The following is a 26,176-nucleotide window of genomic DNA, read 5'->3' on the forward strand; positions in this document are numbered from 1 at the left end:
CCACATTCCCGATGAAGTGTTAAAAAAAACTATAAACTACATAGCCTGTTGTTTTTAAGTCATTTATAAAGAATATTTCTAAAAAACAATCGAAAAAGTAGCCCCTTTATTTACACCCTCACTATTGGCAATAAGAATTCCTTGATTCTTTTCTATAATTTGTCGGCATAAATACAGACCTATTCCTGTTGAAGATTCGTCAGAAGTCCCTAAACGGCTCATATTAGTAAATTTAGCAAATACTTTTTCATTGTCCTTACTATCAAAACCAACGCCTTGATCAATAATTTTTATAACTATTTTTCCATTTTCATTAAAAACATCTAACTGTATTTTTGAATCCGAAAAAGAAAATTTAATCGCATTGTGAAGCAAATTAAAAATTACTCTTGTCAATAATTCTGCATCAATTTTCAGACTAACACTTTCGATAGCAACATTCCTAATCAATTCAATTTTTTTAACAGCCATAGACTGTCTCAATTGAGTACCTATTGCATCAATCATCGTTTTCAAATTGATTTCTTTAACTTCAACAGCCGTTTGCAGTATCTCATCCTGATCTTTCAGCATTTTTACAAACTTCTCAATGTATTGAAACTGCTCGTCTGACGACTGATAAATCATTTGGGCTAATTCCTTTACATTTTCAGGAGGATTAGTCCCTAAAATCATTGTTGCCAATGATTTGGGATTTCCGGCAAAAGTCCTTAAATCATGAGAAAGCAAATAAATCAAATTTTGTTTTTCGGTAATAAATTTTTCACTCTCTGAAATAGAATCCTGAATATTGGATAATAACAAACCTACTTCGTCTGAAAAATCTAAGGGCAATTTTGTAACTGTTCGACTTAACTTATAATCATTCAAAGCTTTTGAAGCCAATTCTAAAGGCTGAATTAATTTTTTCAATAATATTAAGGTTACAACCGTAGCTAATAAGGTCATTACTAATGAAAAAAGCAATAAACCAGCGCTTGAAAAGTTATTTTTTGAATACAGTACAAAAAACAAAATCCCTATTAGAGGAATATGAATTCCTATGAAAGCTACAAAAAGAAACTTAAACGCATAACTTTTTTTAAGAAAACCTATTGAAGATAGTTTTTTATAAAATTCCATAAATTCATATTATTTGAGACAAGACCAAATGTACGAAAAAACTATATTTTTTCTTATCTATTAAAAATTATTTTTTAAGAAAAATCAGAAATACTAACTTCAAAATAATTTCCTTAGTTTTGCTTTCCAGCCCATATCGAATCTAATCCATAACTATCACAATGCAAGACTGGCCTTATTTAGCAAAATACCAACAAGAAAACGCATTACTGCCTCTTCCTGTAAATGCTGAAAACCGTGTTGTGTTTTTAGGCGATTCCATAACTGAATTCTGGAGTAAAGAACAGCCTTCATTTTTTCAAAATAAATCTTATATCAATCGGGGAATCAGTGGTCAAACTACTCCGCAAATGCTGCTGCGTTTTAGAGCAGATGTCATTGCATTACATCCTAAAATAGTTATTATTTTAGCTGGCGGAAATGATATTGCAGGGAATACGGGAGCTTCAACAACTAAAATGATTACTGATAATATTTATTCGATGATTGAACTGGCTCATGTTCACAATATAAAAGTGATACTTTGCTCTGTTCTTCCTGCTAATTTTTTCTATTGGAATCCAAAAGAAAAACCAGCGGAACGAATTATTGAATTAAATCAACTGTTAGAAAATTATGCGCTTGTCAATAAAATTCCATTTGTTGATTATTATTCGGCAATGGTTGACGATCAAAAAGGCTTAAAAACCGAATTTTCAGAAGATAGGGTTCATCCCAACAAAGCAGGATATGAAATTATGAGTCCACTAATTGAAAAAGCTATTCAACTCACTATAAAAAATCTATAAAACAAACAAAAAATGAACTATCGTAAACTAGGAAAAACAAACTTTGAAATATCCGAAATTGCTCTTGGTACCTGGCAGGTGGGCGGCAAATGGGGCTCGCCTTTTAATGACAAAACCGCCGATGAACTATTGAATACAGCTATTGACAAAGGCATCAATTTTATTGACACTGCCGATGTTTATGAAAACGGATTGAGTGAAAAAGCGGTGGGCAGACTCATTCGTTCCCGCTCTGAACGTATTTATGTGGCTACTAAATGTGGACGTCACATCAATCCGCATGTTAACGAAGGTTATCAGCCTAAGGTTTTACAAAAATATGTCGAAGACAGTTTGAAACGTCTTCAATTAGATACTATCGATCTTATTCAGTTACACTGTCCTCCTACTGAAGTTTTTTATCGTCCGGAAATTTTTGAGCTTTTTGACAAACTAAAGCAAGAAGGAAAAATTTTAAATCTTGGAGTTAGTGTCGAAAAAGTAGAAGAAGGACTTAAAGCGATGGAGTTTTCAAATGTCACTTCGATTCAAATCATTTTCAATCTTTTCAGACAGCGTCCATCGGAGTTACTTTTTAAGGAAGCTCAGAAAAAAGATGTGGGAATCATTGCCCGTGTTCCATTAGCCAGCGGATTGTTGACAGGAAAATTCTCTGAAAAATCTATTTTTGACAGCAAAGATCATCGTTTTTTTAATCGTGAAGGAGCTGCATTTGACAAAGGAGAAACTTTCTCCGGAATAAATTACGAATTAGGTTTGATTGCCGTGGACGAACTAAAAAAACTATTCCCTGAAGTTCAAAACCTGGCTCCTATTGCCTTACAATGGATTTTAAGTTTTAGTGAAGTAAGTTGTATTATTCCTGGTGCTTCAACGGAAAGTCATGTATTATCTAATCTTTCAACGTTTGATTTACCGGCATTAACTCCTGAAAAAATTGCGGCTATGAACGAGATTTACAATCATTATATCAAAAAAGAAGTACACCATTTGTGGTAAAAGAGTATCCTTATTAAACAAAAAATCCGTTCTGATAGCTAATCGGGACGGATTTTTATTTGATTTTCTTTATTTCTTCAAATACAAATTCGGGATTAGAATAATCAATGGTATCTCCTTTTAAAAACGAAGGAATTCCCATGTAAACCGAAATTACACCTTTACCTAACAGTAATTTGTTTTTACGTTTCAGTAGTGCAATGGGATATCTTTTCAAAACTCCGCCACCATAAGGCTGATAATAAAAACTTCCTTTTATCGTATCTCCACTAATAATCCCCCTTATCTCACCGGAATCTTTACTGACTCCTCCATATCGAATTTCATATTGACCAAAAAACCGGTTGTCCTCCAGTTTTATAAAATTAAGAAATGCCGTATCCTTATCGTTTATCGCCCGATAATGAAATTGTTTGCCTTCCTTATTCGCATCTGCACAACCAAAAACTATAACAGCAAAGAGAATACAAAAACCAATTAAACCTTTACTTTTTTCCAATATCAGATTCATTCTTTTATCACTTTAGCAGCAAAGATAAAATTTCTATTTTTAGAAATAACGTTGATTTTTTAATAGCTAAAATTCCGAATTAGCTTATTTACAGTTCATTTATACTATAAAATAATTCTTTCATTATATTTGAAATTCAAAAACTTCAACCAGCCGAGATAATGAACAAAATAATCCTCTTTTTATTTTTAAGCTCAATTCTCCGTTTTTCTTCTTACGGGCAAAACATAAATAAAGAAAAAATAGATCAATTTCTGGATGTACTTGCATCACAAGACTTAGCTATGGGCAGTCTTAGCATTTCTCAAAACGGCAATTTACTTTATCAAAAAGCAATTGGCTACAGTTCTATTGATAAAAAAACACCTGCAACCGTATCTACCAAATACCGAATTGGTTCTGCAACAAAAATGTTTACAGCCGTCCTGATTTTTCAATTAATCGAAGAAGGCAAAATCAAACTGGAACAAAAATTAAGTGATTTTTATCCAAATCTACCCAATGCAAATAAAATCACTATTAGCGATATGCTTTACCACCGGAGCGGTTTGCATGATTACACTAAGGAAACCAATTATCCTGAATGGATGGAAAAGCCTAAAACTCACGATGAACTACTCGAAATTATAAAAGAAAAAGGAAGCGATTTTGAACCCGATACCAAAGCGGATTATTCTAACAGCAACTATCTTTTATTAGGTTATATCATTGAAAACAAATGTAAAATACCTTATGCAAAGGCAATTGAGAAAAGGATAACTTCTAAACTCAAACTTAAAGACACTTATTACGGAAGTATTTCCAACATAAAAAACGATGAAAGCGGCTCTTTCAAATATTCCGACAATAAGTGGAATACCTTTAAAAAAACAAACTTGGGCATACACGGAGGAGCTGGCGCACTTATCTCGACACCAACAGATATGACTGTATTTATAAATGCCTTATTTACCAATAAACTTGTAAATAAATCCAGCCTGTCTAAAATGAAAAACCTTATTGATGACTATGGTATGGGACTTTTTTCAAATAAGTATGGTACCCAAACCAGCTTTGGACACAACGGAAGAGTCGAAGAGTTTTACACCGCAGCATGGTATTTCCCAAAACAAAAATTATCATTTGCCTACTGTACCAACGGAATCCTTTATCCAAGAACCGATTTGATTGAAGGAATTCTAAAAATATGTTTTAATCAAGAATTCACAATTCCTTTTTCTAAAAACTACAACTTAAAACCGGAAGATTTAGACCAATATCTTGGTCAATATTCATCAGGTCAAATTGTAGTCAACTGCACTAAAAACAACACTAAATTATTGATTGAATCAAAAGGGAAAACATTTGAAGTTGAAGCCATTGGTGACAATTATTTCATGAATAAAGACTTAGGCTATTTTTTCGAATTTAATCCCGAAAAAAAGAATCTCCTAATTAAAGAAACTGACAATATTTATTTTCTAAAAAAAGTAAATTAACTTTCAATCAAAATCAAAAATCCTGCTTTATGACACTGGAAACAAGCTATACTTTTTCGACTACTATTGAAATTATAGGAATCAATCCGTTTGTTTATGTGCCTAAAGAAATCTTAAAGCATATTTTTGAAAAAGCAGCGAAATCCAAAGGTCCTATTCCTGTAAAAGGAGCTGTCAATTCTATTCCTTACACCCAAACTTTAATGAAATTTAAAGGCGAGTGGCGCTTGTACATCAATACCAAAATGCTTAAAAACTCTCCTAAAAGAATTGGAGAACAAATAGAAATAAGCATCAGCTATGATTCCGAAAAAAGAGAAATCCCCATACATCCCAAACTTTCAGAAGCTTTAGCTGAAAACGAAGCTGCTAATAACGTATTTCAAAATTTACGTCCTTCATTACAGCATGAAATCATCCGCTATATTGCTAATTTAAAAACAGAGGAAAGCATCGATAAAAATATTCCAAAAGCCATTGCGTTTTTATTGGGAAAAGGAAAATTTGTGGGGAGAGAAAAGCCTTGATACTTTTTTTGTAAGAATATTTTAATATATTTGAAAATAAATAAAGCGAAACAAACCTTCGCCAATCTACCCAATTTTAGATGTATATACGAAGGTTTGTTTCGCCTATAAACGAGTTAGCTGTAAACCAAGAGAAACCTAAATGGCAAAGAATATTGTTTTCCCATACGTAACCTTCAACAGATTTGTTGATGAAGCGATTATAAAAAAACTATCTCTTTTTTATGATAATATTTATATAGGGGACGGACGTTTTAGTATTATATCAGGTGTTTCTAAATTAGAAATGAATGAGGAAAATCAGTCCTTATTCTACGAAAATGCTGTTTGGAGTTTTCTGAAAGACAATAATGTTGTAAAAACTTATCCTTATTTCAAGGACAAGTTTGAAGGACAAGATAAAGAAGTACTAGAATTAACCAAACAATTAGAAAAGTTATTTCAAAAAGAGAGAACAAATGGAAATTTCCCAAAACATCCTAGTGAAGAACAATTAGCGGAAATGAAGAAAGAATATTTTAACCATTTCTTTCTAACTCACGACCTTTCAATTAGATTAGACACAATACATTTAAGAAAATTGGATGATCTTGCAGAATACTATCCCCTCTTAAGAACTTATGACACACTTAAATCTGATGATAAAAAAAGCCAAGTAATTCAGTTTGTCTTAAATGATATTCCAGAGCCTGACTACAATACTTCTTGGGACCATATAATTGAATTTAGAACAGATGAAGAAATAAGAAATAAGTATTTAGCTCTAACGAACTGGATAAATAAGGTTTCAAATTCAAACTCAAAACTATCAGAAATTAAAGAAGAATACGATTTTTTATATAGTGAATACATTAAACATTTTAAACTTCACAAAATGAAATTTAATAATTCGACACTTGAAGTTATAGTAAATTCGACAGCTAATTTTTTAGCAAATATGGCTTCTGGAAACTATGTTAGTTCTATAAAGGATTTGTTTCAGTTCAACATCAAAAATGCGAACTTACTTCAAGAAGAAGCTAAGTTACCTGGTAAAGAAATAGCATACATATTCCATTCAAATGAAAAATTTAAATAATGGTCTACAGCTAACAAGGTATTGCCAAAAGCGGGGCTGAACGGCTTCGATTGAACTTTTTTACTAAATTTAAACTGTGGTATTTCTATTGAGCGGCAGACCAGACCGCGCGGATATATCAACGCAACGATAGCGCGGAATTGCATTCCGTGCCCACAAAGTTGAGCAACTACAAAACCAAACAGTTCAATTTTAAATAGTATTTTATCCTGTTGGAGTGTGCACGGAATACAATTCCGCGCTATCAAAACGCTATCAAAACTTAAAAGGCATTAACTAACCTCGTCAACTAAACGAGGTTTCTTTTTACCCAAAAGCCTAAATATTTCCACAACTCCCCTGCCCCCGATTACTTCACTGGACAATATTTTCATAGGAGTTCAGTGAACTTCGTTTGCAGCAAAAAACCCGCAGTGTTGCCGGCAATAGAACACTTGCCGGTAAAGAGCGACCAACGGAAGCTCCTTTAATGGCTTAGTGTTACTGACGGCAACACGAGGATTTGTAGCGAAAAGCGGGAAATGGCCCAAATAGCAAGTCGAATAAAGATAAAAATCGACACTTTTCAAAAAAAATTCCTAATTTGAATTCATAAAAGACAACAAACACTTATTTTTGCGCCATGGGTAGAAAAAATACAGACAAAGTTGTCTTTCATCAGATAAAAGTCCTTGATGCAGGTGCAAAAGGCGTTTCGGTAGCAAAGGCTCCCGATGGAAAAGTAGTGTTTATTCCGAATGTGGTTCCGGGTGATGTGGTTGATGTGCAAACTTTCAAAAAACGCAAGGCGTATTATGAAGGAAAAGCGGTGAAATTCCACGAGTTATCAGAGCATCGTGTAGATCCTATTTGTGAGCATTTTGGGGTTTGTGGCGGTTGCAAATGGCAAAACATGAACTACGACCAACAATTGTTTTACAAACACAATGAGGTTAAAAATCACTTGCAACGCATAGGAAAAATTGAACTTCCTGAATTTGACCCGATTTTAGGTTCGGAGAAAAAGTTTTTCTACAGAAATAAAATGGAATTTTCGTTTTCTAACAGCCGTTGGTTAACAGAAGCTGAAATTGGAAGCGATGAAGATTTAGGAAATAGAAATGCTCTTGGTTTCCATATTCCAAAAATGTGGGACAAAATCCTGGACATCAAAAAATGTCATTTACAAGAAGATCCTTCAAACGCTATTAGAAATGAAGTTCGCGATTTTGCTAATGCAAATGGTTTGACTTTCTTTAACCCGAGAGAACATTCCGGTTTGTTAAGAACCTTAATGTTACGTACGGCTTCAACCGGAGAAATCATGCTTTTGATTCAGTTTTTCGAAAATGATAAAGCCAACAGAGAATTGTTGCTGGATCATCTTTATGCCAAATTCCCTCAAATTACTTCATTGCAATATGTGGTAAATAACAAGGCAAATGATACACTTTACGATCAGGACATCAAATTGTACAAAGGTCGTGATTACATCCTGGAAGAAATGGAAGGTTTGAAATTTAGCATCAATGCCAAATCTTTTTACCAAACCAACTCCGATCAGGCTTATGAATTATACAAAATAACGAGAGATTTTGCCGGATTAACAGGAAATGAAACCGTTTACGATTTATACACCGGAACAGGAACCATTGCGCAGTTTGTTTCTAAAAAAGCAAAAAAAGTAATTGGTGTCGAAAGTGTTCCTGATGCCATTAAAGACGCTAAGGCCAATGCCGAACGCAATAACATAGACAATTGTGAGTTTTTTGTAGGTGATATGAAAGTAGTTTTCAATGACGCTTTTATTGCACAACACGGACAACCGGACGTCATTATCACCGACCCACCACGTGACGGAATGCACAAAGACGTAATTGAACAAATTATGAAAATTGCTCCTGAAAAAGTAGTGTATGTAAGTTGTAATTCGGCTACACAAGCCCGTGATTTGGCTTTAATGGACGAAAAATACAAAGTAACTAAAGTGCGTCCTGTGGATATGTTTCCGCAAACGCATCATGTGGAAAATGTAGTACTTTTAGAAAGAAGATAATTAGTCCTTAGTACCTAGTCCTTAGTTTTTTCAGTAAGGACTAAGGACTATGTACTAACAACTAAAAAATATATGAAGAAAACGATACTGCTTTTATTGCTGTTTTGCTTCTCTTTCTCCGGTTGTGAGAAAGACGATATTTGTGATGGCAATACCCTTACCACACCCCGAATGGTCATTACATTTTATGACATCAGTAACCCTTCGGTTGAAAAAAGTGTGACCAATCTAAGCATATTTGGTGATGGAATGGAAGAAGCTGTTAATTTTGACGGAAACACTCTAATTAACGGAAGTACGGTTTCTATTCCTCTAAAAGTAGATGCCGATGAAGTTAAATTTCGTTTTATCTTAAATTTTGGCAATAGCAATACGGCTCTGATAAACGAAGACGTATTAACTTTTAAATACAGCAGAGAAACCATTTTTGTATCTCGTGCCTGTGGTTTTAAAACTAATTTTACTTTAGACCCAATTTCGCCATTTGTTCACACCGATGCGGCAACTCCGGATTTATTATGGATACAATATCTTGCAGTAGAAAAATATAGTATAGCTAACGAAAATGAAACACACCTTAAAATATATTTTTAGTAGCTGTCTTATTTTGTCTTTGTTTTTTGCAAATGCACAAAATACTCAAGCTCCTTCAACAAAGCCCAAAAAGGATACTATTTCGACCGGAATTATCCCTAAAAAGGCTGCTGTGGCTACCAAAACCGATGTAATAACTAAAACCGATTCAATTGCTCCAGCCGTAAAAACCAATCGTTATGGAGTGCGCTTGGGAGTAGATTTATTCAAATTAAGCCGTAGTTTTTATGATAATAACTACAAAGGAATCGAGCTTGTAGGAGATTACCGTTGGGATAAAAAACATTATATCGCCGCCGAAGTTGGTAATGAAAATAAAACTACCGATGATGCCCGCCTGAATTTCACTACCAAAGGTTCGTACCTGAAAGTAGGTTTTGATTATAACGGTTATGAAAACTGGCTGGATATGGAGAACATTATTTCGATAGGTTTGCGCTACGGTTTTAGTACTTTTAATCAGGAATTGAATACTTATAAAATTTATAATCCAAATCAATATTTTGGAGAAACACCGTCTCTAGCTTCGGGTCAAAAATACAACGGTCTTACAGCAAGCTGGATTGAAGTGGTTGCCGGAATGAAAGCTAAAGTTTTTAACAACGTATTTTTAGGTTTCAGCCTTCGTTTGAACCGATTGATTACCAACAAACAACCTGACAATTTTGAAAACCTTTATATTCCTGGCTTTAACCGAACGTATAATGGGGATTTTGGTGTTGGTTTTAATTACACGGTAACTTATTTTGTTCCAATTTTCAAAAAGAAAGTCGTTCCTGTGGAAACAAAGAAAAAATAGTTTGCAGTGTTCAGTCGGCAGAAACACAAAAAACCGCAAATTCACTAAATTGAGAATTTGCGGTTTTTTTTTATGTTTTTTGAATCTAATGTATTCTTCTTCCTGCTTCCTGCAAACTGAACACTAACCTATCTCTCTAATTCCTTTTATAAAAATCCATTTCATAAACAATTTTTCACCATCCTTAGTTTTCACAGCCTGAAATTTTGGGCCTATTAAAGTTGCTATTGCAAAAGCTGTAAATGGAATCCAAAGTCCTGTTAAACCTGAATATCTATCCACTAAATAGCGAAACAAAACAAATAATATAGCAAAACAACCCAGTTGGTATAAAAAAGCGCGTAATTGTAATTTAGTCATAACTTATTGTTTGTATTTTTATTTAAAGTTTAAAGCTCAATGTTAAGCTTGCACTTCTAACTTCTAACTTCTAACTTCTCTCCTGAAACTTAGTACGTTTACTTCCTTCGTACATTTCATATTTTACCAATCGGGCTTCGAGTCCAGCGTTGAATAATTTGATTTTTCTGGATGGTCGCAAACCTACAAATTTCAGTGCTTCCAGATTTCCTGTGATAAACCAGGCGTTTGTTCCCGGATAACTTTGTTTTAAAGTATCGCCAATATTTTTATAAAATTCTTCCATGTGAATATCCAAACGCTCATCATAAGGCGGATTAAAAACAATATGTAATTTTCCTTCCGAAGTTTTTTCGCTATCAAAGAAATTATTTCCTTCAATACTAACATATTCTTCCAGATTTGCATTTCGAATATTCTCTTTCGCTTTACTTACCGCCGACGGTGCTTTATCATAACCTTTAATCGTATGATGAAACTCGCGAACTTTCCCTAATAAACTATCGGTAATTTTGTCAAACAAATCATTATCCCAGTCCTTCCATTTTTCGAAAGCAAATTCTTTACGGTTAATATTTGCAGGAATGTTGCAGGCAATCATAGCTGCTTCGGCAAGGAAAGTTCCCGAACCACACATAGGATCCAGAAAATCACTCTGTCCATCCCAACCCGAAAGCAACAAAATTCCCGCTGCCAAGACTTCGTTTATCGGTGCTATATTCGTCGATGTTCTGTAACCACGTTGATTCAATGCGTTTCCTGATGTGTCCAAAGCTACCGAAACCTGATCTTTATCAATATGAATGTTAATTCTTAAATCCGGATGTACTTTATCAATACTTGGACGTTGCCCTGTTCTTTCTCTGAACTGATCCACAATGGCATCTTTACATTTTTGAGAAACAAATTCGGTATGCTTAAAATATTCTGAATGCGCTGTAGTATCAATCACAAAAGTCTGATTGGCATTGATAAATTTTGACCAATTAACACCCGAAACTCCTTTATACAAAGCTTTTTCATTATTGGCTCTAAAAGAATAAATAGGTTTTAAGATTTTTAATGCAGTACGCAAAGACAAATTGGCCTTGTACATAAAACCTTTATCACCTTTAAAACTCACCATTCTTACTCCCTGCTCTACGTCTTGTGCTCCTAAATTTTTTAATTCAGTGGCTAATATTTCTTCAAAACCAAAAAAGGTTTTGGCAATCATCTTAAAATTTTCTTCCATTTCTCTTTTAAATTCCAATTTTCTAAATTCCAAATTCCAAACAACCTGAAATAGTATATTTCCGCAAAAATACACTAAATTTGCGGGATAGAATTAATTGAAAAGAATAAATGTCCGAAGCACAAGAAACAACTAATACAAATCAAGACCAACCAAATGAAACATGGTTCAGCTCCTGGTTTGACACTCCCTATTATCACATTCTCTACAAAGAACGAAATGACAAAGAAGCACAGCTTTTCATGGATAACTTAACACATTATTTAAATCTTCCTGAAAAAGCTAAAGTCTTGGATTTAGCTTGTGGCAAAGGTCGTCACGCTATCTATTTGAACCAATTGGGTTTTGATGTCATTGGTGCTGATTTATCTGAAAACAGCATTGCTGAAGCCAGCAAAAATTCGAATGATACCCTGCATTTTAAAGTACACGACATGCGCGAAGAATTCGAAGAAAAGTATGATGCCATTTTTAATTTGTTTACCAGTTTTGGTTATTTCGAAAATGATGACGACAATTTAACGACTTTAAAAGCCATCAAAAACAGTTTATCAGACTATGGATTTGCCGTAATTGACTTTATGAATGTCAATCAGGTAATTGAAACCCTGGTTCCCGAAGAAGTAAAAACAGTGGACGGAATCGATTTTCACCTGAAACGCTATGTAGCCGACGGTCATATATTTAAAGAAATTGATTTTGAAGACCAAGGTCATAAATATCATTTTACCGAAAAAGTAAAAGCCCTGACTTTACAGGACTTCGAAACCATGATGGAAGAAGCTGGAATTTATCTTTTGGATATTTTTGGAGATTATAAACTGAAAAAATTTCACAAAACAGAAAGCGAACGACTTATCCTTATTTTCAAATAATGAACTACCTTTTACCCTTACTTTCTGTACTAATAGGTTACATCATTGCCTTAGTCCTCAAACCTAAAAAGAAAACCAATCTAAAGTTACTGTTAGCTTTTAGTGGTTCTTTTTTGCTTTCTTTGACGGTAATGCACTTACTCCCTGAGATTTACGAAAGTCACAATCATGGTGTTGATGAAAGTCACAATCACAATGCAGGGATTTTTATTATGCTGGGGATTTTGTTCCAAATTATACTGGAATTTTTCTCAAAAGGTGCCGAGCATGGTCACGTACACGGACACCCTAACATGTCGCATATTCCGTGGTTGTTGTTCATCAGTCTTTGTATTCACGCGTTTTTAGAAGGATTTCCTGTGGGGCATAATCACGATAATTTAGCTCTTGGAATTGCTATTCATCACCTTCCTATTGCTATTATTCTAACTAGCTTTTTCATTAATTCGCATTTAAACAAACAGGCTATTTTTGCCTTCATGCTTACTTTTGCATTTATGACACCATTGGGAACATTCGCCTCTGATTATCTTACTCCTCTAAGCCATTATCATAACCAAATTACCGCTGTAGTAATCGGGATTTTATTTCATATTTCCTCAACTATTATTTTCGAAAGTAGCGAAGGCCATAAATTTAATATTGCTAAAGTTTCGATGATTGTACTGGGAATTATATTGGCATATTTTTTATAAATTTTAATCACTAAAACACACCAAATAAAGCTTAAAAAAATGACCTTCATAAAAACCACCGAACAATCCTCAAAATACGAGCATTTAGAAAAGATGTCAGTTTCTGACTTACTTTCTAATATCAATAACGAAGACAAAACCGTTCCGCTTGCTGTTGAAAAAGCCTTGCCTCAAATAGAAACTTTAGTCACTCAAATTGTTGCTAAAATGAAACTGGGTGGGCGTTTATTTTACATTGGAGCCGGAACTTCAGGACGTTTGGGAGTGGTCGATGCATCTGAATGTCCGCCTACTTTTGGTGTTCCATTTGATTTGGTAGTTGGAATTATTGCCGGTGGCGATAAGGCCATTCGCAAAGCGGTAGAAAATGCCGAAGACAATGCAACCCAAGCCTGGATTGATTTACAGGAATTCAACATCAACGAGAATGATGTGGTAATAGGAATTGCAGCTTCCGGAACAACGCCTTATGTTATTGGTGGATTAGAAACTTGCAACAAAAATAATATTATCACGGGAAGCATTTCCTGCAATGCAGGAAGTCCGCTTTCGCAAACAGCAAGATTCCCTATTGATGTTGTTGTAGGTCCAGAATTTGTTACAGGAAGTTCCAGAATGAAAGCCGGAACGGCTCAAAAACTGGTTCTGAATATGATTTCAACTGCTACGATGATTCAATTGGGAAAAGTAAAAGGCAACAAAATGGTCGATATGCAATTAAGTAACAACAAATTGGTAGATCGCGGAACTAAAATGATTATGGGTGAAATTCCTGTAAGCTACGAAGAAGCCGCTCAATTACTGAAAGAACACGGAAGTGTGCGCAAAGCAGTTGATTTTTATAATAATAAATAAGTTAAAAGTTGTGAGTTATAGGTTATGTGTCGTGTGTCGCTCCTAACTTCTAACTTCCCACTTCTAACCTCTAACTTTTCAAAATGGCAACAAACAAAGAATTATTATCCAAAGGAGTCCGATACTTAGCAGGCGCTTTGCCCTTGCTTTTTATTGGTCCGTCATTAATTCACAATGCCTTTATGAACCAGCAAAATGTATGGCATTATCTGGTTTTAGGAATCGGAATCATTGCTTGTCTGGCTTCGGTATATCTGATTTTTTTGGGACTGAAATTCATGATGAAAGCTTTATTCAACGATTAATACCGATTATACAAAATATATAGTCCAAAAAATTGTCCTATTATTTTGTTATATCGGCATTATGCCACAACTTTATTGATAACTCCAATAAAAATATAATTGGTATAATTTGTACCTTTACTAAAAATTTGATTATGGATATTCAAGCCGAAATAAATTGGATACATCAAGAAATTGACAAAGTAAAAGATCCTTCTTTTGTTGAAAAATTAAAACGTCTTTTACTGACTACAAATTCCCCTTCTGAAACTACAGATATTGATTATAATATCGATATCGAAAAAGCATTGGAAAGCATAAAAAAAGGTGACTTTTACAATGAAAATGAAGCTAAGGAAATGTCAAAAAAATGGGGAAGAAAATAATTTGGTCTTCAAATGCTTTAGAACAGCTTGAAGATATTCATTTTTATATTCTTTTTGAAAGCAAATCCATTCAGGTAGCTGACAAAGTAGTCGATAAAATTTTTGACAGTACCGAAATTCTTAAAAGCAAACCGGAAATCTACAAACTTGACCCAAAAAAGGATAACAACGATGGCAGTTTTCGGGTTTATTTTGTTTACGACTATATGATTTCCTATAGAATCACCCCTGAAAACATTCAAATTCTTCGAATTAGACATACGTCAAGAAAACCCAAAAACTTCTAATGGAAGACTTAATTCATATTCAAAAAACATTCGACAAAGTCGTTTTTATAAACAAAAAAGTCAGCAACCGCGAATTTGAAGACTGTGTTTTTAAAAACTGTGATTTCTCCAATAGTGATTTTTCAAATAATACTTTTATGGATTGCGAATTCATTAATTGCAATCTTTCGATGACTTCTTTAAGCGGGACAAGTTTGAAAACAGTTCATTTTTCAAATTGCAAATTACTTGGAATTCAGTTTAACAGCTGTGCCGATTTTATGTTTGCTGTAAGTTTCAATGATTGCATTTTAGATTACGCTTCTTTTTCGAATACAAAAATGCCGAAAACCAAGTTCAATTCCTGTTCAATGAAAGAAGTGAGTTTCATTGGAACAAACCTTTCCAATTCGGTTTTTGATAATTGTAATTTAGACAATGCCGTTTTTAATGATACTGAACTCAAGGAAGTCAATTTCCTGACAGCTTACAATTATAAAATTGATCCTGAATTCAACCCGATGCGAAAAGCTAAATTTTCGATGCAGGGAATCCCGGGACTTTTAGACAAATACGACATTAAAATTCAATAGAGATGAAAATAAATATTTTAATCATTTTATCGTTCATTATTCTGAATTCTTGTTCACCTAGAATTACCCCTACAATAATTTCTAAACAAAATCCAATCTCTGATGATACATATATTTTAGTATTAAATAAAGATGATGATTTTAAAAATGATGGAATACAAATTGGAACAATAAAATCTACCGACAAAGGATTTTCTACACATTGCAGTTTTGATGAAATTATAGAACAATACAAAAAGATATGTCGAGAAAATGGGGCTAATATTATTAAAATAAATGAGCACAAAGTACCTGATTTAAAAAGTTCTTGTGATCGTATAGAAGCAACAATTTACAAGGTTCCTAATTATAAAATTCATGAAAACACAATAGAATGGTCTAAAGAAAGAAAACTTACTTGGTTTGATTTTAAGCGTAAACCTGCTTCAGACAACTACCCTTTTGGTGCTGAAACTAGTTGCACATTTACCCTCAAATCAAATACTGTCTCTTTAATTAACAAACCAAAAATAAAAATCACAAACTCTTTCCATTGTGATGAAAGTTGGGTCAAAACAAAGAACTTAGAAAATCAATCTCTTTTAGAACATGAACAATTACATTTTGATTTAAGTGAAATATATGCTCGAAAATTGAGGAAAATAATTTCTGAAAATAAATTCAACTCATTTAACTTAGTCAAAGAATCTAACAAACTATTTTATGAATATTTTGATTTAAACAAAGAAAGACAAATTCTATACGACAAAGAAACTAATCACGGAAGAGATACTTTAGAGCAAAAAAAATGGAAAAAAATGATTGAAACTGAACTAAAGCAATTAGATGAATTTGCCGCAAATTAATTTCTTTTCGCAAATCATTTTAAATAATAAATACAATGACTATAAAAAAAACATTACTCATTTTTCCTTTACTTTTGATAATTGTAACTTCCTGCTATAATGCAGAACGTAACTGTAAATATTTTAAAACCGGAAAATTCCGTTTTGAATATGAAGTAGACGGCGTAAAAAAAGTAACCCTTTTTGAACGCAACGACAGTATCGAAATTGAAACATTCGAAGGAAAAACTGATACAGCTTCTATCCGCTGGGTAAACGATTGCGAATATGTGCTAAAAAAACTGCATCCCAAAAATATGGCGGAAGAAAAATCAATTGGTATGAAAATCTTGACGACTTCAGGAAATTCATATACCTTTGAATTTGGTATTGTAGGTTCTGACCAAAAACAAAAAGGAACTGTAACTAAAATTGGTGAATTATAAAATTCGCATTATTCTTTAATCTTAACTTAATACTATGGAAGTATTTTTAAATCCTGATGCCTGGATCGCTTTATTAACATTAACTTTTCTGGAAATTGTACTGGGAATTGACAACATCATTTTTATATCGATAGCAACAGGAAAGCTGCCTGAGGAAAGTAGAAAAAAAGCAACTAAAATTGGTATGTTTTTAGCCATGTTTATGCGTATCATTCTTCTTTTTGGAATTACCATTTTAATTGCCATGAAAGAACCTTGGTTTACAATTAATTTTAGCTGGATAGATGCTCAAATTTCCGGACAAAGTATCATTCTTTTATTAGGTGGATTGTTCTTAATTTATAAAAGTACCAATGAGATTAGAGAAAAAGTAGATCACAAAGGAGAGGAAGAAAAAGAAATAGGGAAATCGGCGGCAAAATCCTTTAGTAGTGTTATTGTACAAATTATTTTAATTGACTTAGTATTTTCATTTGACAGTATTTTAACAGCTGTGGGGATGACTAGTGGAGTTCCCGGTGCCTTATATATTATGGTTACAGCAGTAATTATTTCGGTATTAATTATGATGCAATTTGCCGTTCCTGTGGGGACTTTTGTAAACAAAAACCCTTCCATTCAAATTTTAGGATTATCATTTTTAATATTAATAGGTTTAATGCTGATTACCGAAAGTGCACATTTATCTAATGCACTAATTTTTGGCAGTCATGTTACACCAATTCCAAAAGGCTATTTGTATTTTGCTATAAGTTTTTCGTTATTGGTTGAAGTATTAAATATGAAAACCACCAGAAAAAAATAAATCATCGTACAATATTGCAAAGAAGCTCCTTAATTAGGGGCTTTTTTGCTTTTGAGAACATAAAAATTAATACATTAGCAACTATAAAAAAGTAAAGAATTGCTAATTTCTTTTCTAAAAACAGATACCAATACAGCCTAAAATATTTTTTAATGAAAAACACTATTTCGCAAAGGGTAGCCGACTTTTTAAAAAACTTCCCTCCTTTTAATTTTTTAGATCAACACGACATCGAAGTACTTTCGGAACAGGTTTCAATAATTTACAAAGATAAAGGAGCAGTAATTTTTACTGAAAATGAAGAAACCCATGATTCTTTTTATGTGGTTCACAAAGGCGCTGTCGAACTTTTAAAAAATCAGAAAAACGATATTTTAGATATGTGTGACGAAGGCGATATTTTTGGTTTACGTCCGTTAATTGCGCATGAAAATTATAAAATGGAGGCTCGAACGCACGAAGAAACCATCCTTTATGCCATCCCGATTGCCATTTTCAAACCTTATGCCATAAAAAATTCAAATGTTGGGAGCTTCATCATAGACAGTTTTGCTTCTAACACACAAAATCCCTTTTCTAAAAGTCATAGCGACAAATTATATGGAAGTGATTTTAATAGTGAAAACTCCGGAGAAGTTATCGATACCGATAATAAAATTTTGGATTTACAACCCATTAAATATTCTAAAAAAATTATTACTTGTTCGCGTGCGGCTACCGCCAAAGAAATTGCAGTAACAATGACCAAGAAAAACATTGGAGCCATGCTGGTAGTAGAAGATATGTTGCCCATAGGAATTATTACCGATAAAGATTTAAGAAATAAAATTGTAACCGGTGAATATTCAATTAATACTACAGCGGATGTAATCATGAATTCTCCTGTGATTACCTATTCTAAAAAAATGACGATTACTCAAGCCCAAATGGCAATGATGAAAAGTAATATCAGTCATTTATGTCTAACAAAAGACGGAACAGCCAATACAAAAGCGGTAGGAATTCTTTCCAAACATGATGTGATGGTCGCTCTGGGAAATAATCCTGCCGTATTGATAAAAGCATTAAAAAGAGTCAAAAAAGCCAAAGCAATTAAGCCTATTCGTGCCAAAATTATGCAGTTGTTACAAGGCTATTTGAATCAAAATATCCCGATAACATTAACATCTAAAATTATTACCGAATTAAATGATGCTTGTATTAAAAGGGTAATCGAATTGTCTTTAGCCAAAATGAAAACGCCTCCTCCGGCACGTTTCTCCTGGCTAGCATTAGGAAGCCAAGGTCGTAGCGAACAATTATTACATACCGATCAGGATAACGCCTTAATCTATGAAGATGTTCCGGAAGCAATACAGGAAAAAACCCGAAAATATTTTCTGGAATTAGCTGCTGAAGTCAACAAAGGGTTATTTGAAATTGGTTATGAATATTGTCCTGCCGAAATGATGGCTTCCAATCCTAAATGGTGTTTGAGTTTAAATCAATGGAAAGAACTGGTTCATGACTGGATTAGTAAACCCGGAAAAGACGAAGTATTGCTATCTTTTATCTTTTTTGATTATAGCTTGTCTTATGGCGATAGAGAACTCGCTAATGAATTAGCCGATTATATTTTTGGAGATATTGATGCTAATCCTATTTTCTATGTGCACTTGGTTAGTGGTGCACTGCAAAGCCCATCGCCTACAGGATTTTTTAGACAATTTCTTGTTGAACAAGACGGTGCTCACAAAGATTTCTTTGATATAAAACGTCGTGCTTTGATGCCCCTGGCCGATGCGGCAAGGGTTTTAATTTTATCCCATTCCGTTAAAGGAATCAGTAATACTTATGAACGATTTGAAAAATTAGCTGAACTTGAACCTCAAAACAAAGAATTATACTTATCCTGTGCTTATTCGTATAAAGCATTATTAAAATTCAGAACCAAACAAGGTCTTTTACACCATGATTCAGGGCAATTTATCGAGCTAGAGGCGCTTTCTAAATTAGAAAAAGTTAAACTAAAAGGGGCATTTAAAACCATAAAAGAACTACAAGAAGTTATTTCGATGCGTTTTAATCCCGGAAAAATTACAATATAATGACTATTAAAGAAAAAATCATTGAATCGCTTCAAATTTTAGGAATCCTAAAAGAACCTATAGATGAGAGTCTGAATATTCCTATTGAATCGGCACGATTTGTAGTTTTAGACACCGAAACTACAGGTTTTGATTATGTTACAGATCGTATTCTTTGTATAGGTGCTATTGTTTTACAAAATGGGACTATCAATGTCCAGGACAGTTTTGAGCATTATATCGATCAGGAACATTTTGACAAATCCAGTGTTCAGATACACGGAATTATAAGACGGGATGTATTGAATCACAAATCTGAAATTGAAGTATTACAATTACTCTTGGACTATTTGGGCGACTCAATCATAATTGCTCATCATACTAAGTTTGACATCACTATGATTAATACTGCTCTGGAAAGAAACGGATTAGCGAAACTAACTAACAAAACCTTAGATACAGCCATTTTATACAAGAAAACACTAATAAAATCTAACTTATTACAGCATAAAGACCATTATACCTTAGACGATCTGGCAGATAAATTTGATATTTCTAAAAAAGACCGACATACCGCTATGGGAGACGCTTATATTACAGCAATCGCTTTCCTTAAAATTATACGTAAATTAAAAGAAAAAAATGAAATTATGTTATATCAGTTGTTTCGATAAAAAAAGCTTCTGCCGCAGCAGAAGCTTTTTACTAATCCAAAGACAAGGTTATTTGTCCGTCATCTTCCAGCTGAATTTCACTATCATCAGCATTCAATTCGCCTCTTACTTCCAGCGATTCGGCAATAATTTCTTCCGGAGCTTCATAAGGCAAAGGCTCTAACGCATTTACCTGTTTTAATTTATCAGTTGTCAATTGATTTCCGAGGGCCTTAAATCCTTTTACAGCAATAAAATTCTCAACATCAACCGTTATCGATTCTTTTTGTACACCTTTAATTTTTGGAAAAATCAATTCTACTACAGGACGATAATCGGTAGAAACTAATTCTAATTGCGAATTAGGATGTTCAGAAATAAAACTATCTTCTTTATTTTCGGTTTCCACCAGAAAACGTTTTAAATAATAACGTTCCTTTTCTCCATCAAAATAAATAGCCGAAATAGGTTTTTTAGGAATCCATTTTTCCAAAACAATCATATCGGGTTCAAAATGAGTCGTCAATTCAGGAATGATTACCTTTAATTTACCGGTTTGCTGGATAATTAAAATTTTATCACTTGGCCTAAATTCTCCCAATAATTCTCCTCTACCGTCAACATTTAAACGTTGTACTGTATCGTCATACCAAATTTTTCTTGGTAACAAAGTCGAAATTCCTTTTTCCTTAATTTCGATTTTCTTAATTGGATATTTGGTTACCAGGTTTCCTTTAGAAGCACGACCTTTAATTGCCAATTTAGCAAAATCCAAATCGAATTTCAACTTCTTGATACTGCTTATTTGACGTAAAAGAACTGTAATTACCTCAGCTTCTCCGTTAGGATTACAGGTAAAATACAAGACTTGAGAACCTTTGGTACCATTTGTCAAATCATACATTTTGTCTCTGGTAATTCCCGAAACATTAAATCGCTTGATATAAGAAGGTCCTGATTTTCCGTCGCGGTACACCATGTTATAAATGGTACGTTTATCACTTTTGTCAAAAATAGCGATATGAATAATGTCTTTACCCACGAAGGTTTTTGCATCGACTTTAGTAATCATCATACTTCCGTCACGCAGAAAAACAATCACATCATCAATATCGGAACAATCCGTTACATATTCATCTTTTTTCAAGCTGGTTCCTACAAAACCTTCTGCTCTATCCACATACAACTTGGTATTTCTCAATACTACTTTTGTTGCTTCAATATCATCAAAAATGCGTAATTCGGTTTGGCGTTCACGTCCTTTACCGTATTTTTCTTTTAATTTGGTAAAATAAGCAATAGCAAAATCAATTATATGTTCTAAGTTATGTTCCACTTCCCTCATCTCATCTTCTAACTTAGCGATAAATTCATCGGCTTTGTCAGAGTCAAAACGAGTGATACGAATCATCGGAATTTGAGTCAATCGTTGCAAATCGTCATCATTAATTTCTCTGACGAATGATTTTGTAAAAGGCTCAAAACGATCATACATGTATTTGAATAATGATTCTTTATCATGATACAATTTGAAATCGATGTACATTTCTTCACGAATGAAGATTTTTTCTAAAGTAGAAAAATGCCATTTATTTTTTAATTCCTCTAAATGAATTTCCAATTCCTGACGAAGTAAATCGACCGTTCTATTGGTCGATATTTTCAACATCGCCGAAACTCCTATGAACAAAGGTTTATTATCCTCAATCACACAGCCTAAAGGCGCTACCGAAGTCTCACAGGCCGTGAAAGCAAATAAAGCATCAATGGTTTTATCAGGAGAAACTCCCGGATAAAGGTGAATTAAAATCTCAACATCGGCGGCGGTATTGTCTTCAATTTTCTTGATTTTGATTTTCCCTTTGTCATTGGCTTTCAAAATACTATCAATCAAAGTCGATGTATTTGTCGAAAACGGAATTTGGGTAATTGCTAAAGTGTTTTTATCAATTTGCGAAATCTTAGCACGCACACGTACACGCCCGCCACGCATACCATCATTGTAATTAGACACATCGGCAATACCCGCAGTCATAAAATCAGGATATAACGTAAAAGGCTTTCCTTTTAATATTTTTATCGAAGCATCAATTAATTCATTGAAATTATGAGGCAGGACTTTAGTGGAAAGTCCCACGGCAATTCCCTCAGCTCCTTGCGCCAAAAGCAACGGAAATTTAACCGGAAGATTATTTGGTTCAGCACGACGTCCGTCATAAGAAACGCCCCAATCAGTGATTTTTGGCGAATACAAAACCTCCAAAGCAAATTTTGACAAACGTGCTTCGATATAACGGGAAGCCGCAGCTCCATCGCCCGTTAAAATATTACCCCAGTTTCCCTGACAATCTATCAATAAATCTTTTTGACCTATTTGCACCATCGCATCAGCAATACTGGCATCTCCGTGAGGGTGGTATTGCATGGTATGCCCTACAACATTAGCCACTTTATTATAACGCCCATCATCCAACTCTTTCAAAGAGTGCATAATACGGCGTTGAACGGGTTTAAAACCATCCTCTATGGCAGGAACGGCACGTTCCAGAATTACATAAGAAGCATAATCCAAAAACCAGTCCTTGTACATACCGGTAACTTTGGTAATGGTATCATTGCCATCTCCTTCTTCATCCTGATCGTAAAAATGCTCTCCTTCAAAGTGCTTAGCATCTACGTGAATAATTTCATCAGCATCGGCTCCATCTTGATTTTCATCAATAGGATTCTCTTCAGAATTATTTTCTTCGTTATCTGGAATTATGTTATCGTCTTCTTCGTCTTTCATTTATGCTGAATTTATTTCAGTTTTTTCTTTTATAAAAAGTTTTACCAACTCTTTGGATATGTTCTATTAAACTTTCAGATTTCAAATCCTTATAAATCGATATATCAAATTTATAAGGGATAAAACTATCATCTAATTTATGCCATAACTTATTTAAATCTTCTTTGGTCACCTCTCCTTTTAATGTAATATCAATATCTGAACCTTCCCTATAATTTCCCTTGGCTCTGGAACCATAGATAACTACCTCATCAATTGAAAGACAATCTTCAAAAATCATCAAAATTTCCTGATAGCTTTTAGGATAAATTCCAAACATTATAAAAGGCTTTTCATTTTATTTTCAAAATCGATGAAAACAGGAAAATAATCATTCAATATAATCTCCAAAATAGCCAAAACCTCTTTCTCATCATAAATATGAGAAGTAAGATTTCTGCTTTTAATCATATCTAGCCAGACTTCTCCTTTAGAAATAAGTCCAACATTAAAAGCTTCTTTTACAGCATTTTTACTACCAAACAAATCTGTTTTTCCTTGTTCTTCCAAGAAATCTTTCATTACTTTCCAAGACAATTCTTGAGAAACTTCAAATGCCTGAATTACCCCTTGTAGTTCTAATTCAGTAAAATCTCTTTCTTCTTTAAGTTGCTTAGCATTTTTTAATTGCTTAAATGCATTTACAAAATGTTCAAACCTCTGTTTCCAACGAATATCCTGATTTTCCATAAATTCTAAGCTTCTTCAATTGTATCCAACTCCACCTTCAAATTCTTGATGATAAATTCTTGTCGGTCAGGAGTATTTTTACCCATATAGAAGGATAACAATTGTTCTACCGAAGTATGTTTATCCATCATAACAGGATCTAATCGAATATCTTCACCAATAAAAAACTGAAACTCATTTGGCGAAATCTCTCCCAATCCCTTGAATCGGGTGATTTCAGGTTTTGGTTTTAATTTCTCTATGGCTGCTTTTCGTTCTTCTTCAGAATAGCAATAAATAGTTTCTTTTTTATTTCGAACTCTAAAAAGTGGCGTTTGCAAAATATACAAATGCCCTTCTTTGATTAACTCCGGGAAAAATTGCAGAAAAAATGTAATCAACAACAAACGGATGTGCATTCCATCGACATCGGCATCGGTTGCGATAACAATGTTGTTGTAGCGCAGGTTTTCCATATCGTCCTCGATATCCAAAGCGGCTTGCAATAAGTTGAATTCTTCATTTTCATAAACAATTTTTTTGCTCATTCCGTATGAATTCAAAGGCTTACCACGCAAACTAAATACAGCCTGTGTGTTTACATCGCGCGATTTCGTAATCGACCCGGAAGCCGAATCTCCCTCGGTAATAAAAAGGGTACTTTCTAAATAACGTGGGTTCTTAATATCGGGTAAATGCACGCGGCAATCACGCAATTTTTTATTGTGCAAACTCGCTTTCTTAGCTCTGTCTTTGGCTAATTTTCGAATACCCGAAAGTTCCTTACGCTCCCTTTCTGCTTGCAAAATTTTACGCAAAAGCAAGTCGGCAGTTTCCGGATTTTTATGCAGATAATTATCTAAATTATTTTTGACAAAATCATTGACATAAGTACGTACCGAAGGCATTCCGGGATCAGAACCCATATCTGTAGAACCTAATTTGGTTTTGGTTTGCGATTCGAAAACAGGTTCCATAACCTTCAAGCTTATCGCACTGACAATCGATTTTCGAATATCCGAAGGCTCAAAACCTTTATTATAAAACTCACGGATAGTTTTTACAATCGCTTCCCTAAAAGCGACTAAATGTGTCCCTCCCTGAGTGGTGTTTTGTCCATTTACGAAAGAATGGTATTCTTCGCTATATTGTGACTTACTGTGCGTTAAAGCTATTTCAATATCCTCTCCTTTCAGATGAATAATTGGATAAACCATATCCTCGATAGCAATATTTTCATCTAATAAATCTTTCAGTCCATTATCTGAAAAATATTTTTCGCCATTGTAAATTATTGTTAATCCTGCATTCAGATAACAATAATTCTTCAGCATTTTCACTACATATTCATTACGGAATTTATAGTTTTTAAAAATTGCCTCATCAGGAGTAAAAGTAACTTTGGTTCCTTTTCGTTTGGTAGTTTCAATAATATCTTCTTCCAAAACCAAATTACCGGCAGAGAACTCAGCAGCCTTTTGTTTGTCTTCTCGTACCGATTCTACACGAAAATAATTAGACAAAGCATTCACTGCCTTGGTACCTACTCCATTTAAACCAACCGATTTTTTAAAAGCTAAAGAGTCATACTTTCCTCCGGTATTCATCTTGGAAACCACATCCACCACTTTCCCCAATGGAATCCCACGACCATAATCTCTAACAGCCACGGTTTTATCCTTGATGCTTACCTCAATAGTTTTTCCTGTACCCATGACAAATTCATCGATACAGTTATCAATAACTTCTTTTAGTAAAATATAGATACCATCATCGGGCGAGGACCCGTCTCCTAATTTTCCGATATACATACCGGGACGCATACGGATATGTTCTTTCCAGTCGAGTGACCGAATATTATCTTCGGTATATTTACTTTGCTCTGACATTAAATTCTGTGGATTTTCTGCTAATATAACATATCTCGATATATTTTAAAAGTGCTTCTTTCCAAAGTTATTAAAAATGATATTGACAAAACAGATTTAATACAAAATCTATATTTTACAAATTTTTGTTCTTAATCAAATCCTCTATCATACCAATTCGTAATGGCTTAGTAAAAAAATCAATCACAACTTCAAAACTCATTGCTCTTTTAATATCATTCGGATTATCAGATGAACTAAGCATAACAACAGAGAACTGTTTCTCTTTAGGTTTGGAAAATTTCATTATTTCTTCCAAAAATCCAAAACCATCCATAACAGGCATTGAGATATCTAAAAAAATCAAATCTGGAAATTCCATAGTGTTGCCTTCTTGACATTTTAAATATTCTAATGCAGCTATGGCAGATTTTTTAATTGTAATCTTTTCAGCTATTTTACTTTTTATAATGACATGATTATTGACAATATTATCAATTTCATTGTCGTCAATTAATAAAATGTGGTTGGTTTTCATA

General features: G+C 33.8%; 29 protein-coding genes. 20 read left to right on the forward strand and 9 right to left on the reverse strand.

The window, feature by feature from the left end; translation table 11 throughout:
- Window positions 1–78: 78 nt before the first annotated feature.
- Window positions 79–1,122 (reverse strand): sensor histidine kinase, encoded by a 1,044-nt coding sequence (locus tag BIW12_RS15365; RefSeq protein ID WP_071185925.1) that lies wholly within the window; start codon window positions 1,120–1,122, stop codon window positions 79–81.
- 161 nt (window positions 1,123–1,283) lie between these two features.
- On the opposite strand from BIW12_RS15365, the gene BIW12_RS15370 reads away from it, so the two are divergent.
- Together BIW12_RS15370 and BIW12_RS15375 are read left to right on the forward strand one after the other, a co-directional pair.
- Window positions 1,284–1,910, forward strand: coding sequence for an SGNH/GDSL hydrolase family protein (locus BIW12_RS15370; RefSeq protein WP_071185926.1), 627 nt, complete (start codon window positions 1,284–1,286; stop codon window positions 1,908–1,910).
- Window positions 1,911–1,922: 12 nt separating this feature from the next.
- Window positions 1,923–2,909, forward strand: coding sequence for an aldo/keto reductase (locus BIW12_RS15375; protein WP_071185927.1), 987 nt, complete (start codon window positions 1,923–1,925; stop codon window positions 2,907–2,909).
- Between the two features lie 55 nt (window positions 2,910–2,964).
- Here the strand turns inward: BIW12_RS15375 and BIW12_RS15380 are convergent, their stop codons facing one another.
- Window positions 2,965–3,420 carry a hypothetical protein gene (locus BIW12_RS15380; RefSeq protein ID WP_071185928.1) on the reverse strand — a complete coding sequence of 152 codons (456 nt, stop codon included), beginning with the start codon at window positions 3,418–3,420 and terminating at the stop codon, window positions 2,965–2,967.
- A 161-nt stretch (window positions 3,421–3,581) separates the two neighbouring features.
- Between BIW12_RS15380 and BIW12_RS15385 the strand changes: the two genes are divergently transcribed.
- The 6 genes from BIW12_RS15385 to BIW12_RS15410 all read left to right on the forward strand — a co-directional run bounded on the left by BIW12_RS15385 (window position 3,582) and on the right by BIW12_RS15410 (window position 9,931).
- Window positions 3,582–4,898: a serine hydrolase domain-containing protein gene (locus tag BIW12_RS15385; RefSeq protein WP_071185929.1), complete on the forward strand. Its 1,317-nt coding sequence runs from the start codon at window positions 3,582–3,584 to the stop codon at window positions 4,896–4,898.
- 29 nt (window positions 4,899–4,927) lie between these two features.
- Window positions 4,928–5,425 (forward strand): YdeI/OmpD-associated family protein, encoded by a 498-nt coding sequence (locus BIW12_RS15390; protein ID WP_071185930.1) that lies wholly within the window; start codon window positions 4,928–4,930, stop codon window positions 5,423–5,425.
- A gap of 142 nt (window positions 5,426–5,567) precedes the next feature.
- Window positions 5,568–6,503 (forward strand): hypothetical protein, encoded by a 936-nt coding sequence (locus BIW12_RS15395; protein WP_071185931.1) that lies wholly within the window; start codon window positions 5,568–5,570, stop codon window positions 6,501–6,503.
- 622 nt (window positions 6,504–7,125) lie between these two features.
- Window positions 7,126–8,538, forward strand: a complete 1,413-nt coding sequence (rlmD, locus tag BIW12_RS15400) for a 23S rRNA (uracil(1939)-C(5))-methyltransferase RlmD (RefSeq protein ID WP_071185932.1) — start codon at window positions 7,126–7,128, stop codon at window positions 8,536–8,538.
- Between the two features lie 72 nt (window positions 8,539–8,610).
- Window positions 8,611–9,132 (forward strand): DUF6452 family protein, encoded by a 522-nt coding sequence (locus tag BIW12_RS15405; protein WP_071185933.1) that lies wholly within the window; start codon window positions 8,611–8,613, stop codon window positions 9,130–9,132.
- Window positions 9,104–9,931, forward strand: a complete 828-nt coding sequence (locus BIW12_RS15410) for a DUF6048 family protein (protein WP_071185934.1) — start codon at window positions 9,104–9,106, stop codon at window positions 9,929–9,931. Before BIW12_RS15405 ends, BIW12_RS15410 begins: the two co-directional genes overlap by 29 nt.
- 123 nt (window positions 9,932–10,054) lie before the next feature.
- On the opposite strand, the gene BIW12_RS15415 is transcribed toward BIW12_RS15410, so the two are convergent.
- Both BIW12_RS15415 and BIW12_RS15420 read right to left on the reverse strand, forming a co-directional pair.
- Window positions 10,055–10,291, reverse strand: a complete 237-nt coding sequence (locus tag BIW12_RS15415) for a hypothetical protein (protein WP_071185935.1) — start codon at window positions 10,289–10,291, stop codon at window positions 10,055–10,057.
- 70 nt (window positions 10,292–10,361) lie between these two features.
- Window positions 10,362–11,525 (reverse strand): THUMP domain-containing class I SAM-dependent RNA methyltransferase, encoded by a 1,164-nt coding sequence (locus BIW12_RS15420; RefSeq protein WP_071186487.1) that lies wholly within the window; start codon window positions 11,523–11,525, stop codon window positions 10,362–10,364.
- 110 nt (window positions 11,526–11,635) lie between these two features.
- Between BIW12_RS15420 and BIW12_RS15425 the strand changes: the two genes are divergently transcribed.
- The 12 genes from BIW12_RS15425 to BIW12_RS15480 all read left to right on the forward strand — a co-directional run bounded on the left by BIW12_RS15425 (window position 11,636) and on the right by BIW12_RS15480 (window position 20,294).
- Window positions 11,636–12,400, forward strand: a complete 765-nt coding sequence (locus BIW12_RS15425; RefSeq protein WP_071185936.1) for an SAM-dependent methyltransferase — start codon at window positions 11,636–11,638, stop codon at window positions 12,398–12,400.
- On the forward strand, window positions 12,400–13,095 hold the full coding sequence (locus BIW12_RS15430; protein ID WP_071185937.1) for a ZIP family metal transporter: 696 nt from the start codon (window positions 12,400–12,402) through the stop codon (window positions 13,093–13,095). Before BIW12_RS15425 ends, BIW12_RS15430 begins: the two co-directional genes overlap by 1 nt.
- Before the next feature lie 39 nt (window positions 13,096–13,134).
- Window positions 13,135–13,950 (forward strand): N-acetylmuramic acid 6-phosphate etherase, encoded by an 816-nt coding sequence (gene murQ / locus BIW12_RS15435; RefSeq protein WP_071185938.1) that lies wholly within the window; start codon window positions 13,135–13,137, stop codon window positions 13,948–13,950.
- Between the two features lie 83 nt (window positions 13,951–14,033).
- Complete coding sequence (locus BIW12_RS15440; protein ID WP_071185939.1) at window positions 14,034–14,255, forward strand: DUF6095 family protein; 222 nt, start codon at window positions 14,034–14,036, stop codon at window positions 14,253–14,255.
- 134 nt (window positions 14,256–14,389) lie between these two features.
- The gene (locus BIW12_RS15445; RefSeq protein WP_071185940.1) at window positions 14,390–14,620 is read left to right on the forward strand and encodes a hypothetical protein; all 231 of its coding nucleotides are present in this window, start codon (window positions 14,390–14,392) and stop codon (window positions 14,618–14,620) included.
- Window positions 14,605–14,907, forward strand: a complete 303-nt coding sequence (locus BIW12_RS15450; RefSeq protein WP_071185941.1) for a type II toxin-antitoxin system RelE/ParE family toxin — start codon at window positions 14,605–14,607, stop codon at window positions 14,905–14,907. The genes BIW12_RS15445 and BIW12_RS15450 overlap by 16 nt, the downstream gene beginning before the upstream one ends.
- A complete protein-coding gene (locus tag BIW12_RS15455; protein ID WP_071185942.1) occupies window positions 14,907–15,479 on the forward strand; it encodes a pentapeptide repeat-containing protein in 573 nt (190 codons plus the stop codon). Before BIW12_RS15450 ends, BIW12_RS15455 begins: the two co-directional genes overlap by 1 nt.
- A gap of 2 nt (window positions 15,480–15,481) precedes the next feature.
- Complete coding sequence (locus BIW12_RS15460; protein ID WP_071185943.1) at window positions 15,482–16,324, forward strand: DUF922 domain-containing protein; 843 nt, start codon at window positions 15,482–15,484, stop codon at window positions 16,322–16,324.
- 35 nt (window positions 16,325–16,359) lie between these two features.
- The gene (locus BIW12_RS15465) at window positions 16,360–16,749 is read left to right on the forward strand and encodes a DNA topoisomerase IV (RefSeq protein ID WP_071185944.1); all 390 of its coding nucleotides are present in this window, start codon (window positions 16,360–16,362) and stop codon (window positions 16,747–16,749) included.
- Window positions 16,750–16,783: 34 nt separating this feature from the next.
- The gene (locus tag BIW12_RS15470) at window positions 16,784–17,554 is read left to right on the forward strand and encodes a TerC family protein (protein ID WP_071185945.1); all 771 of its coding nucleotides are present in this window, start codon (window positions 16,784–16,786) and stop codon (window positions 17,552–17,554) included.
- 152 nt (window positions 17,555–17,706) lie between these two features.
- Entirely contained in the window at window positions 17,707–19,641 is a 1,935-nt protein-coding gene (locus BIW12_RS15475; RefSeq protein WP_071185946.1) for a DUF294 nucleotidyltransferase-like domain-containing protein, read from the forward strand.
- Entirely contained in the window at window positions 19,641–20,294 is a 654-nt protein-coding gene (locus tag BIW12_RS15480; protein ID WP_083382148.1) for a 3'-5' exonuclease, read from the forward strand. The genes BIW12_RS15475 and BIW12_RS15480 overlap by 1 nt, the downstream gene beginning before the upstream one ends.
- 31 nt (window positions 20,295–20,325) lie before the next feature.
- Here BIW12_RS15480 and BIW12_RS15485 read toward each other — a convergent pair whose 3' ends face one another.
- The 5 genes from BIW12_RS15485 to BIW12_RS15505 form a co-directional block, all read right to left on the reverse strand.
- Window positions 20,326–23,061: a DNA gyrase/topoisomerase IV subunit A gene (locus tag BIW12_RS15485; protein ID WP_071185947.1), complete on the reverse strand. Its 2,736-nt coding sequence runs from the start codon at window positions 23,059–23,061 to the stop codon at window positions 20,326–20,328.
- Between the two features lie 16 nt (window positions 23,062–23,077).
- Window positions 23,078–23,380 (reverse strand): nucleotidyltransferase family protein, encoded by a 303-nt coding sequence (locus BIW12_RS15490; protein ID WP_071185948.1) that lies wholly within the window; start codon window positions 23,378–23,380, stop codon window positions 23,078–23,080.
- The gene (locus tag BIW12_RS15495) at window positions 23,380–23,790 is read right to left on the reverse strand and encodes a nucleotidyltransferase substrate binding protein (protein ID WP_071185949.1); all 411 of its coding nucleotides are present in this window, start codon (window positions 23,788–23,790) and stop codon (window positions 23,380–23,382) included. Before BIW12_RS15495 ends, BIW12_RS15490 begins: the two co-directional genes overlap by 1 nt.
- A gap of 5 nt (window positions 23,791–23,795) precedes the next feature.
- Window positions 23,796–25,658 (reverse strand): DNA topoisomerase IV subunit B, encoded by a 1,863-nt coding sequence (locus BIW12_RS15500; RefSeq protein WP_071185950.1) that lies wholly within the window; start codon window positions 25,656–25,658, stop codon window positions 23,796–23,798.
- A 115-nt stretch (window positions 25,659–25,773) separates the two neighbouring features.
- Window positions 25,774–26,175, reverse strand: coding sequence for a response regulator (locus BIW12_RS15505; protein WP_071185951.1), 402 nt, complete (start codon window positions 26,173–26,175; stop codon window positions 25,774–25,776).
- Window position 26,176 lies beyond the last annotated feature (1 nt).

Origin of the sequence: Flavobacterium commune (assembly GCF_001857965.1) — a bacterium.
GTDB lineage: Bacteria > Bacteroidota > Bacteroidia > Flavobacteriales > Flavobacteriaceae > Flavobacterium > Flavobacterium commune.

Coding starts and splice junctions, on each gene's coding strand:
- BIW12_RS15365 (WP_071185925.1), bottom strand. CDS start 1,122: ATGGAATTTTATAAAAAACTATCTTCAATAGGTTTTCTTAAAAAAAGT.
- BIW12_RS15370 (WP_071185926.1), top strand. CDS start 1,284: ATGCAAGACTGGCCTTATTTAGCAAAATACCAACAAGAAAACGCATTA.
- BIW12_RS15375 (WP_071185927.1), top strand. CDS start 1,923: ATGAACTATCGTAAACTAGGAAAAACAAACTTTGAAATATCCGAAATT.
- BIW12_RS15380 (WP_071185928.1), bottom strand. CDS start 3,420: ATGAATCTGATATTGGAAAAAAGTAAAGGTTTAATTGGTTTTTGTATT.
- BIW12_RS15385 (WP_071185929.1), top strand. CDS start 3,582: ATGAACAAAATAATCCTCTTTTTATTTTTAAGCTCAATTCTCCGTTTT.
- BIW12_RS15390 (WP_071185930.1), top strand. CDS start 4,928: ATGACACTGGAAACAAGCTATACTTTTTCGACTACTATTGAAATTATA.
- BIW12_RS15395 (WP_071185931.1), top strand. CDS start 5,568: ATGGCAAAGAATATTGTTTTCCCATACGTAACCTTCAACAGATTTGTT.
- rlmD (WP_071185932.1), top strand. CDS start 7,126: ATGGGTAGAAAAAATACAGACAAAGTTGTCTTTCATCAGATAAAAGTC.
- BIW12_RS15405 (WP_071185933.1), top strand. CDS start 8,611: ATGAAGAAAACGATACTGCTTTTATTGCTGTTTTGCTTCTCTTTCTCC.
- BIW12_RS15410 (WP_071185934.1), top strand. CDS start 9,104: ATGAAACACACCTTAAAATATATTTTTAGTAGCTGTCTTATTTTGTCT.
- BIW12_RS15415 (WP_071185935.1), bottom strand. CDS start 10,291: ATGACTAAATTACAATTACGCGCTTTTTTATACCAACTGGGTTGTTTT.
- BIW12_RS15420 (WP_071186487.1), bottom strand. CDS start 11,525: ATGGAAGAAAATTTTAAGATGATTGCCAAAACCTTTTTTGGTTTTGAA.
- BIW12_RS15425 (WP_071185936.1), top strand. CDS start 11,636: ATGTCCGAAGCACAAGAAACAACTAATACAAATCAAGACCAACCAAAT.
- BIW12_RS15430 (WP_071185937.1), top strand. CDS start 12,400: ATGAACTACCTTTTACCCTTACTTTCTGTACTAATAGGTTACATCATT.
- murQ (WP_071185938.1), top strand. CDS start 13,135: ATGACCTTCATAAAAACCACCGAACAATCCTCAAAATACGAGCATTTA.
- BIW12_RS15440 (WP_071185939.1), top strand. CDS start 14,034: ATGGCAACAAACAAAGAATTATTATCCAAAGGAGTCCGATACTTAGCA.
- BIW12_RS15445 (WP_071185940.1), top strand. CDS start 14,390: ATGGATATTCAAGCCGAAATAAATTGGATACATCAAGAAATTGACAAA.
- BIW12_RS15450 (WP_071185941.1), top strand. CDS start 14,605: ATGGGGAAGAAAATAATTTGGTCTTCAAATGCTTTAGAACAGCTTGAA.
- BIW12_RS15455 (WP_071185942.1), top strand. CDS start 14,907: ATGGAAGACTTAATTCATATTCAAAAAACATTCGACAAAGTCGTTTTT.
- BIW12_RS15460 (WP_071185943.1), top strand. CDS start 15,482: ATGAAAATAAATATTTTAATCATTTTATCGTTCATTATTCTGAATTCT.
- BIW12_RS15465 (WP_071185944.1), top strand. CDS start 16,360: ATGACTATAAAAAAAACATTACTCATTTTTCCTTTACTTTTGATAATT.
- BIW12_RS15470 (WP_071185945.1), top strand. CDS start 16,784: ATGGAAGTATTTTTAAATCCTGATGCCTGGATCGCTTTATTAACATTA.
- BIW12_RS15475 (WP_071185946.1), top strand. CDS start 17,707: ATGAAAAACACTATTTCGCAAAGGGTAGCCGACTTTTTAAAAAACTTC.
- BIW12_RS15480 (WP_083382148.1), top strand. CDS start 19,641: ATGACTATTAAAGAAAAAATCATTGAATCGCTTCAAATTTTAGGAATC.
- BIW12_RS15485 (WP_071185947.1), bottom strand. CDS start 23,061: ATGAAAGACGAAGAAGACGATAACATAATTCCAGATAACGAAGAAAAT.
- BIW12_RS15490 (WP_071185948.1), bottom strand. CDS start 23,380: ATGTTTGGAATTTATCCTAAAAGCTATCAGGAAATTTTGATGATTTTT.
- BIW12_RS15495 (WP_071185949.1), bottom strand. CDS start 23,790: ATGGAAAATCAGGATATTCGTTGGAAACAGAGGTTTGAACATTTTGTA.
- BIW12_RS15500 (WP_071185950.1), bottom strand. CDS start 25,658: ATGTCAGAGCAAAGTAAATATACCGAAGATAATATTCGGTCACTCGAC.
- BIW12_RS15505 (WP_071185951.1), bottom strand. CDS start 26,175: ATGAAAACCAACCACATTTTATTAATTGACGACAATGAAATTGATAAT.